The sequence below is a fragment of the Desulforamulus profundi genome (assembly GCF_002607855.1).
In genome coordinates this window covers 15,364-28,195 of sequence record NZ_AWQQ01000040.1, presented here as the reverse complement: position 1 = coordinate 28,195, position 12,832 = coordinate 15,364, and the positions used below count along the sequence as shown (strand labels likewise).

The 12,832-nt window shown below is 48.7% G+C and carries 9 protein-coding genes and 6 pseudogenes; all 15 read left to right on the top strand.

Annotation, left to right across the window (positions count from 1 at the left end; translation table 11 throughout):
• Positions 1 to 6: 6 nt before the first annotated feature.
• The 15 genes and pseudogenes from hslV to ispG all read left to right on the top strand — a co-directional run bounded on the left by hslV (position 7) and on the right by ispG (position 12,824).
• Positions 7 to 536: pseudogene (gene hslV, locus P378_RS05635) on the top strand (ATP-dependent protease subunit HslV).
• A gap of 26 nt (positions 537 to 562) precedes the next feature.
• Positions 563 to 1,962: pseudogene (gene hslU, locus P378_RS05630) on the top strand (ATP-dependent protease ATPase subunit HslU).
• Positions 1,963 to 1,984: 22 nt separating this feature from the next.
• Entirely contained in the window at positions 1,985 to 2,770 is a 786-nt protein-coding gene (codY, locus tag P378_RS05625) for a GTP-sensing pleiotropic transcriptional regulator CodY (protein WP_099082564.1), read from the top strand.
• 770 nt (positions 2,771 to 3,540) lie between these two features.
• Positions 3,541 to 4,239: a 30S ribosomal protein S2 gene (gene rpsB, locus P378_RS05620; protein WP_099082563.1), complete on the top strand. Its 699-nt coding sequence runs from the start codon at positions 3,541 to 3,543 to the stop codon at positions 4,237 to 4,239.
• Positions 4,240 to 4,401: 162 nt separating this feature from the next.
• Entirely contained in the window at positions 4,402 to 5,055 is a 654-nt protein-coding gene (gene tsf / locus P378_RS05615; protein ID WP_099082562.1) for a translation elongation factor Ts, read from the top strand.
• A gap of 80 nt (positions 5,056 to 5,135) precedes the next feature.
• On the top strand, positions 5,136 to 5,864 hold the full coding sequence (gene pyrH, locus P378_RS05610; RefSeq protein ID WP_099082561.1) for a UMP kinase: 729 nt from the start codon (positions 5,136 to 5,138) through the stop codon (positions 5,862 to 5,864).
• Positions 5,857 to 6,411, top strand: coding sequence for a ribosome recycling factor (frr, locus tag P378_RS05605; protein WP_099082560.1), 555 nt, complete (start codon positions 5,857 to 5,859; stop codon positions 6,409 to 6,411). The genes pyrH and frr overlap by 8 nt, the downstream gene beginning before the upstream one ends.
• A complete protein-coding gene (locus P378_RS05600; RefSeq protein ID WP_099082559.1) occupies positions 6,412 to 6,627 on the top strand; it encodes a hypothetical protein in 216 nt (71 codons plus the stop codon). It abuts the gene before it with no gap.
• Positions 6,617 to 6,781, top strand: coding sequence for a 4Fe-4S binding protein (locus tag P378_RS05595; RefSeq protein ID WP_099082558.1), 165 nt, complete (start codon positions 6,617 to 6,619; stop codon positions 6,779 to 6,781). The genes P378_RS05600 and P378_RS05595 overlap by 11 nt, the downstream gene beginning before the upstream one ends.
• 55 nt (positions 6,782 to 6,836) lie before the next feature.
• Entirely contained in the window at positions 6,837 to 7,625 is a 789-nt protein-coding gene (locus tag P378_RS05590; RefSeq protein WP_099082557.1) for an isoprenyl transferase, read from the top strand.
• 4 nt (positions 7,626 to 7,629) lie between these two features.
• The gene (locus tag P378_RS05585; RefSeq protein ID WP_338013845.1) at positions 7,630 to 8,424 is read left to right on the top strand and encodes a phosphatidate cytidylyltransferase; all 795 of its coding nucleotides are present in this window, start codon (positions 7,630 to 7,632) and stop codon (positions 8,422 to 8,424) included.
• A gap of 82 nt (positions 8,425 to 8,506) precedes the next feature.
• Positions 8,507 to 9,537 (top strand): annotated as a pseudogene (gene ytvI / locus P378_RS05580) (sporulation integral membrane protein YtvI).
• A 20-nt stretch (positions 9,538 to 9,557) separates the two neighbouring features.
• Positions 9,558 to 10,717, top strand: a pseudogene (locus P378_RS05575) (1-deoxy-D-xylulose-5-phosphate reductoisomerase).
• Between the two features lie 10 nt (positions 10,718 to 10,727).
• Positions 10,728 to 11,764 (top strand): annotated as a pseudogene (gene rseP, locus P378_RS05570) (RIP metalloprotease RseP).
• 11 nt (positions 11,765 to 11,775) lie between these two features.
• Positions 11,776 to 12,824 (top strand): annotated as a pseudogene (gene ispG, locus P378_RS05565) (flavodoxin-dependent (E)-4-hydroxy-3-methylbut-2-enyl-diphosphate synthase).
• Positions 12,825 to 12,832: the final 8 nt, after the last annotated feature.

The window sequence follows — 12,832 nt, the reverse complement described above, 5'->3', positions numbered from 1 at the left end:
ATGTCTATGTTTCATGCGACAACCATCGTTGCCGTGAAAAAAGGAACCAAAGTGGCTGTAGCCGGTGACGGGCAGGTAACCTTTGGTCAGAATACCATTATGAAACATACCGCCCGCAAGGTCAGACGCCTGCACCAGGGTCAAGTGGTGGCCGGGTTTGCAGGTTCGGTGGCGGATGCATTTACCCTGTTTGAAAAATTTGAAGGCAAATTGGAAGAATATCATGGCAATTTAATGAGGCTGCGGTTGAATTGGCCAAAGACTGGCGAACTGACAAGTACCTGCGGACCCTGGAAGCCATGTTGATTGTAGCAAATAAGGAACACCTCTTAGTCTTGTCCGGCAACGGCGAAGTTATTGAACCAGACGAAGGAGTTACAGCCATCGGTTCCGGGGGACCCTATGCACTGGCGGCTGCCAGGGCCTTAGTCAAACACACCGACCTGTCGCCCAAAGAAGTGGCACAGGAGGCCCTTAGTCTGGCAGCAGATATTTGTGTTTATACTAATAACAATATCTCGGTGGAGGAAATTTAAATTCAGGATTTAAAGGAGTGGAGCCTATGGAGGCCCTAACACCCCGGGAAATCGTAGCTGAGCTTGATAAATATATTGTCGGACAGAACAAAGCGAAAAAAGCAGTGGCTGTGGCTTTGCGAAACAGGTACCGCCGCGGTAAACTGCCGGAAGATTTAATCGACGAAGTTGTTCCCAAGAATATATTGATGATTGGTCCCACCGGCGTTGGGAAGACTGAAATTGCACGCCGGCTGGCCAAACTGGTCAAGGCGCCCTTTGTCAAGGTAGAGGCCACCAAGTTTACCGAAGTGGGTTATGTGGGACGCGATGTTGAGTCCATGGTGAGGGATCTGGTAGAAACCTCCATCCGCATGATGAAGCAGGAGAAGATCGAGGAGGTTGAGGAAAGGGCCAAGCGTATGGCCGACGAGCGCATTGTGGAACTCTTGTCCCCTCTGCCCAGCCGGCCGGTGCAGGCAAAGAACCCCTTTGAAATGCTGTTTGGCGGCGTACAAGACAACCAGGAAGACAACAAGGTCTGGGAGCAGCAAAACAGCCGAATTAAATTTGAAAGGGAAACCTTAAGGGAAAAGCTGGCCCGCGGTGAGTTGGAAAATGAGTATTTGGAAATTGAGGTGGAAGATCATCATCCACCCATGCTTGAGGTATTCAGCAACAGCGGCGTGGAAGAGATGGGCGTCAATATGCAGGACGTTTTGGGAAGCATCTTCCCGAGAAAAAACGCAAGCGCAAAGTCACTGTCAGCGAGGCCCGTAAAATCCTGACCCAGCAGGAAGCCCAGAAGCTTATCGACATGGATGAATTGACCACCCAGGCAGTAAAACGGGCAGAGGACCACGGGATCATCTTCCTGGACGAAATAGACAAAATCGCCACCCGGGAGGGGAACCACGCGGGAGCGGATGTCTCCCGGGGCGGGGTACAAAGAGATATCCTGCCCATCGTAGAAGGCTCCACAGTGGTAACCAAATACGGCCCGGTCAAGACAGACCATATACTATTTATCGCAGCCGGTGCTTTTCATATCTCAAAACCTTCTGATTTAATTCCCGAACTGCAGGGACGTTTTCCCATCCGTGTGGAACTGGAGAGCCTGAGCAGAAGTGATTTTGAGCAAATCTTAATAGAGCCACAAAACTCTCTTATAAAACAGTATACAGAACTCTTGCTTACCGAAGGAGTTAGGATAGAATTTTCAAAAAATTCACTTGTACAAATCGCTGATATTGCTTATACTGTAAATGAGCAAAATGAGAATATTGGTGCAAGGCGTCTACACACCATCCTGGAAAAACTACTGGAGGACATTTCTTTCGAGGCTCCCGAACTCAAAGGACAGTCACTCACTATCGACAGTGAATATGTTCAAGAGAAGCTAAAGGACGTCGTAGCAAACCGTGACTTAAGTCGTTACATTCTTTAATAAGTAGGGGAGAGTGACAGAATTGAGAAGCTTATTGGAAAGAACTCGCACAATTAATAAGCTGCTGCAGAAATCCGCAGGATACCCGGTTGATTTCGGTGAAATCGCAGAAGTGCTGTCTGAAAATATTGATTGCAACTGCTACATTATCGATCGCCGTGGACGTGCCCTTGGTTACAAGTTTATGCCCCAATTTACCTGTGACATCATGAGAGACATTGTTGAAGGTTCCAATCGTTTCCCGGAAGAGTATAATGAAAGCTTATTGAGCATCAACGAGACCCACGCCAATTTCTGCCAAACCTATGATGCCTGCGTTTTCTTCGATGAAGAAAAATGCAAGGGTCAAAACAAAGTAACCACGGTGGTTCCCATTGTGGGCGCCGGTTCCCGCTTGGGTACCCTGGTTTTGGCCAAGTTTAACCAGAACTTCACCGACGAAGATCTAATCTTAGCCGAATACGGCGCCACCGTTGTGGCCATGGAAGTTCTGCGGGCCCGGGCAGGCCGTATGGAAGAAGAAGCCCGCAAAAAGGCAGCCGTGCAGATTGCCCTGGGGACCTTGTCCTACTCCGAACTGGATGCTGTGCAGCATATCTTTGAACAACTTGAAGGGGATGAAGGGGTCCTGGTGGCCAGCAAAATTGCCGACCGTGTGGGCATCACCCGCTCCGTCATCGTAAACGCCTTGCGCAAATTCGAGAGCGCCGGTGTCATCGAATCCAAATCCCTCGGCATGAAGGGCACCTACATCCGCGTACTGAACGACCGCTTGCTGGAAGAACTGCAAAGACTCAAGCATAATTAATATGAAAGAGAAACCACAGTATAGGATGCTGTGGTTTATTCGCATTTAGCTTGGTTATAGTAAAACTTATGAGAGGTTGTAAGGAATAATTTAAAAAGTATTCAAACGGGGACGGTTCTTGAAGGGGGCAATCGGAAGTTTTGCATGCAAAAAGGCTCAACCGTCAGATATTAGCTGATTGTTGAGCCTTTAATAATACTTACGCAAAAAACTAAGCGCAAAATTTTTGATTGCCCCAGAAGAACGAAGTCGCGACTTTCCCGGGCTATGGGGTTTATTCGTTTCTGTACTCTCTGGAAAATATTTTTCTAAAAAGAAGGACTTTTTGGATTTATGTCGAAAAAAACGGGGTTTCAATCAGCACTCTTTTCCTTGCTATATGTTCATTTTAACACACTTGTAAGGGAATTTCACTAGACTTTATATTATGAAGGCCATCGCGGAGCGATTTCGTTCTTCTTGACTTGAATTCCAACCTGTCAAATTCAAGTCAAGAACCGTCCCAACTTGAATTAAGGACCGTTCCCTTGTAGCACTTGTCGCAAATCTAAAAGCCAAAGGCCGATGGCTGATGGCCGACGGCCTGACCCGAAAGGAATGCAGAATAAGCACTTGGGACTTGCACCATAGGGCTTATTATGCTAAAATATGCCTTGGTGTTAATTACACACGTTGTCGGATTCGGGCAAGGTTGCCTTATCTTTAAGGTCTTGCCGGAGATGAGGGTAACGGAGGACTAAAAACAAGGCAGGGAGGAGGTGTAACTAGCTATGGCAGTTATCTCCATGAAACAGTTACTGGAAGCAGGCGTTCATTTTGGACACCAGACCCGTCGCTGGAACCCCAAAATGGCTCCCTATATCTTCACCGATCGTAACGGTATCTACATTATTGATCTGCAAAAAACCGTTAAGAAAGTGGAAGAGTGTTATGACTTTGTGAAGCAACTGGCTGCGGATGGCGGTACCATACTGTTTGTTGGTACCAAGAAGCAGGCCCAGGAAGCCGTTAAGGAAGAAGCCGAACGCTGCGGGATGTTCTATGTCAATCAGCGCTGGCTGGGTGGTATGCTGACCAACTTCCAAACCATCCGTCATCGTATCGATCGACTGCATGAACTGGAGCGTATGGAAGAAGACGGTACCTTTGAGGTTCTGCCCAAAAAGGAAGTTGCTCAGCTTCTGCATGAAAAAGAGAAACTGGATAAGTTCCTTGGTGGAATTAAGAATATGCGCCGTCTGCCGGGGGCTCTGTTTGTGATCGATCCCCGGAAGGAACGCATCGCGGTGGCAGAAGCTCGTAAGCTCGGTATTCCAATTGTAGCCATTGTTGATACAAACTGCGATCCTGACGAGGTTGATTACGTAATTCCCGGTAACGATGACGCTATTCGGGCAGTAAAACTGCTTACCGCCAAGATGGCTGACGCTGTTTTGGAAGGTAAACAGGGCGAACAAGTCGCAGAGTAGAATGTAGGTAGAGGGCGTCTTGCAACACGGGAGGCCCCTACCTTTTTTTATGTTTGTTAGGGGAAGATTATGGTTATAATACCACAAGATTAACAGGGTACCTTATTCTGTCCATTCTTAAAATTTACCTATTCTGATCGTTAAATAAAGGAGGATTTGATCATGGCAGAGATCTCTGCAAGCATGGTTAAAGAGTTAAGAGAACGTACCGGAGCCGGTATGATGGACTGCAAAAAAGCCCTGGCCGAAGTGGCCGGGGATATGGAAAAAGCCATTGAGTTTCTGCGTGAAAAGGGTCTGGCTGCAGCAGCCAAGAAGGCCGGCAGAATTGCCGCTGAAGGCATTGTAGAAGCTTACATACATGGTGGCGGCCGTATCGGTGTTCTGGTGGAAATCAACTGTGAGACCGACTTCGTAGCCAAAAACGAAGATTTCCGTGCCCTGGCCAGGGACATTGCTATGCAGATTGCCGCTGCAAAACCAGAGTATGTACGCCGTGAGGAAGTACCTGCCGAAGCCATTGAAAAAGAGCGTGAGATTTTACGGGCCCAGGCATTAAATGAAGGCAAACCCGAAAAAATCGTTGATAAAATGGTGGAAGGCCGCATTGAAAAGTACTTTAAAGAAGTTTGCCTGCTTGAACAGCCCTTTATTAAGGACAGCGATAAGAGCGTCCAGCAGGTTGTTAACGAAATCATTGCCAAGATCGGCGAAAAGATTGACGTTCGTCGTTTTACCCGTTATGAAATGGGTGAAGGGTTACAAAAACGTCAAGAAGATTTTGCCGCTGAAGTGGCCGCCCAAATTAAGTGCTAAGCACTTTTTAAGCAGAGATCTAAAAGGATTTTTTAAAATATTGTAGAATTACAGAACTACCAGACTGGAGGACACCCTTAATGGTAACTCCCAAGTTCAGGCGGGTCATCCTTAAACTGAGCGGCGAAGCCCTGGCAGGTCAAAAAGGATATGGTATCGACCCTGAAGTGGTGTACTCAATCGCCAAGCAAATAAAAGACATTATTGAGCTGAGAGTACAATTGGCCATTGTGGTCGGCGGCGGTAATATCTGGCGGGGCATTTCCGGCAGCACCAAGGGGATGGACAGGGCCACTGCCGATTATATGGGCATGCTCGCCACCATCATAAATTCCCTGGCTTTGCAAGATGCCCTGGAAAATATTGACGTGGACACCCGGGTACAAACAGCCATTGAAATGAGAGCTGTAGCCGAGTCCTATATCCGTCGCCGGGCCATCAGACATATGGAAAAGGGCCGTGTGGTTATTTTTGCCGCCGGTACCGGCAACCCCTATTTCTCCACCGACACAACCTCAGCCCTGCGTGCTGCGGAAGTTGAGGCGGAAATTATTCTGATGGCCAAACAGGTGGACGGGGTCTACGAAGCCGATCCTTTGAAAAACCCGGATGCCAAGAAATTTGATGAACTTTCTTATATTGAAGTTCTTAACCGCGGGCTGCAGGTGATGGATTCTACCGCCGTTTCGCTTTGTATGGATAATAAAATACCGCTGTTAGTTTTCAACTTAAATGTAGAGGGCAATATTAAGAGAGCAATTTTAGGGGAACGGATAGGTACATTTGTTGGGGGGGAATTAAATGGTTAAAGAAATCATTGCTTCTGCAGAACAAAATATGAAAAAGACTGTGGAAGTTGTTCGTAAAGAATTCGCTTCTTTACGGGCTGGTCGTGCAACCCCTGCTTTGCTGGATAAGGTGACAGTTTCATATTACGGAACTCCTACCCCGCTAAACCAGCTTGCCAATATTTCTGTGCCGGAAGCCCGTATGCTGGTCATTCAGCCCTGGGATAAGAGTGCCATTCCTGAAATTGAAAGATCTCTCATGAAGTCTGATTTGGGCATTACCCCGACCAGTGACGGTACGGTTATTCGTCTGGTGATTCCCCAGTTAACCCAGGAACGCCGGACAGAACTGGTTAAGGTTGTGAAGAAAAAAGCGGAGGAAGGCCGTGTGGCAATCCGGAACATCCGCCGGGATGTCAACGATAACCTCAAGGCCAAGCAAAAAGAAGGTGTTCCCGAGGATGAAGTAAAACGGGGACAGGATGATATGCAAAAAATCACCGATAAATTTATTAAAGAGATTGATGAAATGGTGAAATCCAAAGAACAGGAGATTATGCAAGTTTAGATGATACCAGGTGTGCTGGGTTACAGGCTAAACGATGCAGTTTCCCTGCTTGAGAGTTCAGGCTATCAGGTAACGGTTGTCACCACCGGGCCGCCCAAGGGCAACCCCGGCGGACCCGAGCGAGTGGTAAAATTGGAAGCAAAGGACTCTGATAATTTGGTGCTGACAGTGGTATGTGAGGAGAAGGGGAAAGGAGGTGTACACAATGGCCTATAAAATCACGGACGAGTGTATGGCCTGCGGCACCTGCTTGGAAACCTGTCCCAACAATGCCATTGAGGAGGGTGACATTTTTAAGATAACCATGGACTGCGAAAATTGCGGCGCATGCGTGGATATATGCCCTACCGGAGCCATTATTGAAGACTAATGCAGTAAACCCCCTTCAGATCCGGAAGGGGGTTGTTATATTGGAGGCTTATGCGATGTTAAAAAAGATAACCGGTCTGTTAAACAGACAAAAGGTTACGGAGGACGAGAACACGCTTCTGCAATCCATAGACCGGAACAGGCTTCCTAAACATATCGCCATTATTATGGACGGTAACGGCCGCTGGGCCCTGCGAAGGGGTATGCCCAGGTCCCTGGGCCACCGGGCCGGGGTAGAGTCCCTGCGCAGCATTGTTGAATTATGCTCGGAACTAGGCGTTAAAGTTTTAACCTGTTATGCCTTCTCAACCGAGAACTGGAAACGCCCAAAGGAAGAAGTATCTTTTTTAATGGATTTGCTGATCGAATACCTGGATAAAGAAATACAGGAACTACACCGCAATCAGGTAAAAATAAATGCCATCGGGCACCTGGAGGAACTGCCTCAACCAGCCCGGGAAGCACTTGCCAGGGCCTTCCGTAAGACCGAAAATAATTCAGGATTGCTTCTGAACCTTGCGCTTAATTACGGAGGCCGCACGGAACTGACCGATGCCGTTGTTAAGATTGCCCGTTTGGTAAAAAACAACCAGATCGAAGTCAGCGACATTAACGAAAACCTGATCAAAGAACATCTTTACACGGCGGGGATGCCGGATCCCGACCTGTTGATCAGACCCTCCGGTGATTTTAGAATCAGCAATTTTCTTCTATGGCAGCTTGCCTATACGGAATTTTGGCTGTCGGATGTGATGTGGCCGGATTTTAAAAGGATTCACCTGTTGCAAGCCATTCTGGATTTTCAACGTCGGGAACGACGTTTTGGAGGATTAATCAAAAAGTAGGTTGGTGGACGAATTGCTGCACTTACGAGTGCTGAGCGCGATCGTAGGAATACCGGTGATCATTGTTGCCGCATGGTATGGCAGTTGGGTACTCTGGTTGTTAACCTTTATGTTCTTCTTCTTTGCCGCACGGGAAATCACTGTCATTCTTAAAGGGTTGGGCCTGAAACCCGCTAGATGGATCATCCAAATCGGAGGATTAATTACCTTTGCGGGCGCATACCTATATAATGATGAAACCTTGGGCCTTGCCTTTGTCTCCCTGGTCATTGCCAATCTTTTAATGATGGCCTTGCTATATCCCCGTACCATGCCTGTAGACATTTTTGGCAATTTGTTTGCCATCTTTTATTTAAGCAACTTCATTTTCTTTTACCTGACCCGGGGGTTGGAAAACGGTTTCGTCTGGATACTCCTGTTACTAAGTGCTACTTGGGCCAGTGACACCTTTGCTTATTTTGTGGGGCGGTCCATTGGCAGGCACAAGCTGGCGCCGGTTCTCAGCCCGAAGAAAACTGTCGAAGGGGCTGTGGGAGGACTCTTTGGTTCTGCACTGGTCTCCTTCCTTTTCGTACAGTGGGTTCCTTCCCTGCCTTTGCTGCCGGTTTTACTTTTAGGAGTCCTGATCGGAATTGCTTCTTTACTGGGAGACCTGGTTGAATCGGCCTTAAAAAGGCAGGCCGACATCAAAGATTCCGGACATATGATCCCCGGCCACGGGGGTGTGCTGGACCGTTTCGACAGCCTGTTGTTTACGGCGCCTTTGGTATACTACTCTGTTAAACTGTTTATAATTTGAGTATAATTCATAGAGGTGATAAAGTTTGCCATCCTGGCTTAAGACAGCCCTGAATTATGTATTGGCCGGGCTACTTCTTTTAGTGGCTTTCTTTCTCATTGATAAAATTTCGGAGTACTTTATCAGAGGTTTTTCCTTTGTACTGCCGCTGATTATTCCTTTTATCATCGCTGTTTTCATCAGTTTTTTACTGGAACCGATGGTATGTGTGCTTCAGAATAAGGCCCGCCTGTCCAGGGGATCGGCGGTGGCGTTATCCATGCTGACGTTGTTTTCTTTTTTGGGGACCATTATTACCCTGTTGTTGTTGCGGTTAATTACCGAATTAATTCATTTGTCCAAAACGGTGCCCTACATTATTTTCGATATCCAAAGCTGGGTTGAAATATCTTTGCCCAAATTTCAGCGTCTTTACGGCGAGTTACCCCCGGGTATCACTGATTACATCCAGCAATCTTTCAGATCTGTTGCGCAAACCCTGCAAAATTTCCTTAGTATTACATTAGACTCCTTGTTAAATATATTTTCGGTTATTCCAGGTATCATAACCCTAATTGTTGTCAGTTTTCTAGCGACCTATTTTATCAGTAAAGACAGGAGAAGTTTAGCCAGGCAGTGGGTCCGCCTGATGCCGGCTCCCTATGGCGAACAAAGCCTGCATGTTATAAAAGAAGTGTTTGGGGCCTTTATTTCATATATTAAAGCCCAGGGAATTTTGGTAAGTATCAGTACGATGATCAGCATTATCGGTTTATACGTGATTGGGGCGGACTATGCCCTGACCATGGGGCTGCTCATCGGTTTTTTGATATCATTCCCGTCCTGGGGCCCGGCACGATCATTTTGCCCTGGGTGGGCTGGTCCTTTGTTTCCGGGAACGCCGCCTTTGGCATAAAACTCTTTGTTTTGTATCTGATAGTTTTAGTATCCAGGCAATTATTGGAAACCAAGGTGGTAGCAACCAACCTGGGACTTCACCCTCTGGCCACGCTGGTTGCTTTGTTCGTTGGCTTCAAAGTACTGGGCTTTGTGGGGATGATTGCCGGACCGATCTTGTTAATTGCGGTTCAAGCCGTTATAAAAGCAGGAATTCCAACTCCAAGGGTGAAATAAAATAACTGAGGTGCCAAAGCATGAAGCAGATTGCAATCCTGGGAAGTACAGGCTCCATTGGCAGACAAACCCTGGAGGTTGTGGATTCTTTTCCCGATAAACTGAAAGTGGTTGGACTGGCGGCAGGCCGAAACCGCCAGGCGTTTTTGCGACAATGCCTTCAATACAAGCCTCTGGTGGTGTCCCTGGAAGGGGAGGAAGATGCAAAATGGCTGCAAGAACATTTGGCCGCTGAAGGTTTTTTTCCGGATATTTACCACGGGGTCAATGGTTTGGTGGCTGTAGCCACCTGTCAGGAAGCTTCCACAGTGGTAACCGCTTTAAGCGGCGCCATAGGTTTAATCCCCACCTGTGCTGCCATCAAGGCCAAAAAACAAATTGCCCTGGCCAATAAAGAAACCCTGGTGGCCGCAGGAGATTATGTAACCAGGCTGGCGGAACAAAATAAGGTACAAATCCTGCCGGTGGACAGTGAGCATTCCGCCATCTGGCAGTGTTTACACGGGGAAGACAGGCAATCCGTAAAAAGAATCCTGTTAACCGCCTCCGGCGGTCCTTTCCGGCAATATGACCGGGACGCCCTGGCACAAGTGACTCCCCAGGCGGCCCTTAAACACCCCAACTGGTCCATGGGACAAAAGATCACCATTGACTCCGCCACCTTGATGAATAAAGGCCTGGAGGTTATCGAAGCCCGGTGGCTGTTCAACCTTGACTTCAATGATATTAACGTGGTGATTCATCCCCAGAGCATTATTCACTCCATGGTGGAGTACGGTGACGGTTCCATCCTGGCCCACCTGGGCATGCCGGATATGCGGACCCCCATTCAATATGCCCTCAGTTATCCGGAGCGCTGGTTTAACCAACTGCCGCGGTTGAATTTAACCGAACTAAAGGGGTTAACCTTTGAAGAACCGGATACCGGGCGGTTTCCTTCTCTGGGCCTGGCTACCAGGCCGGACGACAGGGAGGAACAGCACCGGCGGTGCTGAACGCCGCCAATGAAATTGCTGTACATGCGTTTCTGTCAGGCCAAATCAATTTTTTAGAGATTCCTGCAGTGGTGGAAAGAACCCTTGATCAACACAGGGCAATCACACCGTCCAGCCTGGAGGAAATCATCGAAATCGACGGCTGGGCCAGAACGGCAGCCAATAAAATTATAAGGAACTTATAGAGGTGAAGTTATGCAGACATTTATCGCTTCGGTGGTTGTTTTTGGTTTACTGATTTTCTTCCATGAATTAGGCCATTTCCTGGTTGCTAAAAGGGTTGGGATTATGGTGCACGAGTTTTCACTGGGGTTTGGGCCTAAAATTTTTGGCATCCACCGGGGCGAAACCAGGTATAATCTTCGCCTGTTACCACTGGGTGGTTTTGTCCGCATGGCCGGCATGGACCCCAATGAGGAAGAAGATAAAGGAATCCCCATTGAAAAAACCTTCAATTATAAAACCGCCCTGCAGAGGCGGCGGTGATTGTTGCCGGTCCGCTGATGAACTTTGTCCTGGCTGCAGTTCTCTTTGCGCTTATCTTAATGTTACAGGGAGTTCCCGACCCCACAACCACGAAAGTGGGAGAAATTATCGCTGGCTCTCCTGCCCAAAGGGCCGGCCTAAAAGTAGGGGACGTAATCACTGCCGTAAATAACAGCCCTGTTGAAAACTGGGATCAACTGGTTGCGGAAACCAACAAAAACCCGGGACAACCTTTGCGGATAAAAGTGTTAAGGGACGCACAGGAGCTTAACCTGACGGTCGCCACCGTTAAAGATGAATCCGGCCAACATAAAATGGGGATCAGGCCGACATTGAAAAAAATGGATCCTTTCTCGGCGCTGGCCAAAGGCACCGCCTTTACAGTTCAGATTTCAGGCTTAATTCTTTCTTTCCTTGGTCAAATCTTTACCCAACAGGCCCCCATGGATTTGGGCGGTCCGGTCAGAGTCGTCAGTGAAATCGGCAAGGCGGCAGAGTTCGGAATCTTTCAGGTGATGCAGCTGGCCGCCTTCTTAAGCATTAACCTGGGTCTGTTTAACATGCTGCCCATCCCTGCCCTGGACGGCAGCCGGGTGTTGTTTTTACTCTGGGAAAAGATAACCGGCAGGCCGGTGGAACCCTCCAAGGAAAGCTTCATTCACATGGTGGGCTTTGGGTTGTTACTGCTTCTCATGGTCGTTATCACTTACAACGATATTGTTTCTCTCATGTTTGACAACCGGTGACGGAGGATAGTATGAACTTTAAGAAAACACGCCCGGTCATGGTGGGTCCTGTACAGATCGGCGGGGGCGCCCCGTTGTGGTCCAATCCATGACCAACACCGATACCCGGGATGCTCCCGCTACCATCCACCAGATTAATGAACTGGCTCAGGTTGGCTGTGAAGTGATCCGGGTTGCAGTGCCGGATCAAGAAGCCGCGGCGGCTTTGCCGGCCATCAAAGCGGGAATTACCCTTCCCCTTATCGCAGACATTCACTTCGATTATCGTTTGGCCCTGGCTGCTTTACAGGCCGGCGTGGACGGGTTGAGGATCAACCCCGGCAATATTGGCGGCAAAGCCAAGGTGCGGGAGGTTGTAGCCGCTGCCGCTGAGCGCAGGGTGCCCATCCGTATCGGGGTAAATGCCGGTTCCCTGGAAAAGGAACTGTTAAAAAAATACGGCGGGGTCACTGCCGATGGCCTGCTGGAAAGCGCTTTAAACCACATTCAACTGTTGGAGGAACTCAACTACCCGGAAATTAAGGTTTCCCTTAAAGCCTCCAACATTCCTTTAATGCTGGAAGCATACCGGAAACTGTCGGCCAGGGTGGATTACCCCATGCATGTGGGGGTCACCGAAGCCGGTACAATAAGAAGCGGCACCATTAAATCCGCCGTGGGCATCGGTGCCCTGCTGGCCCAAGGGATCGGGGACACCATCCGGGTTTCCCTGACGGGCCATCCAAAACATGAAGTACATGTGGCCTGGGAGATCCTCAAGGCGCTGGGTTTGCGCCGGCGGGGGGTGGAACTGATTTCCTGCCCCACCTGCGGCAGAACCCAGATAAACCTGATTCAAATTGCCGAGCAGGTGGAAGAGAGACTGGCCAATGTAGACAAGCCTATCAAAGTGGCGGTCATGGGATGCGCGGTCAACGGACCCGGCGAGGCCAGGGAGGCCGATGTCGGCATCGCCGGCGGCAGAGGCATCGGCCTCATCTTCCGCAAAGGCGAAATCATCCGCCAAGTCCCCGAGGAAAACCTGCTGGCGGAACTGCTGAAAGAAATAGAGAAGTTATAAATCTACAA

Bases quoted from the DNA above. Each gene is read 5' to 3' on its own strand.
- rpsB (WP_099082563.1), top strand. From the start codon at position 3,541: ATGGCAGTTATCTCCATGAAACAGTTACTGGAAGCAGGCGTTCATTTT.
- tsf (WP_099082562.1), top strand. From the start codon at position 4,402: ATGGCAGAGATCTCTGCAAGCATGGTTAAAGAGTTAAGAGAACGTACC.
- pyrH (WP_099082561.1), top strand. From the start codon at position 5,136: ATGGTAACTCCCAAGTTCAGGCGGGTCATCCTTAAACTGAGCGGCGAA.
- frr (WP_099082560.1), top strand. From the start codon at position 5,857: ATGGTTAAAGAAATCATTGCTTCTGCAGAACAAAATATGAAAAAGACT.
- P378_RS05600 (WP_099082559.1), top strand. From the start codon at position 6,412: ATGATACCAGGTGTGCTGGGTTACAGGCTAAACGATGCAGTTTCCCTG.
- P378_RS05595 (WP_099082558.1), top strand. From the start codon at position 6,617: ATGGCCTATAAAATCACGGACGAGTGTATGGCCTGCGGCACCTGCTTG.
- P378_RS05590 (WP_099082557.1), top strand. From the start codon at position 6,837: ATGTTAAAAAAGATAACCGGTCTGTTAAACAGACAAAAGGTTACGGAG.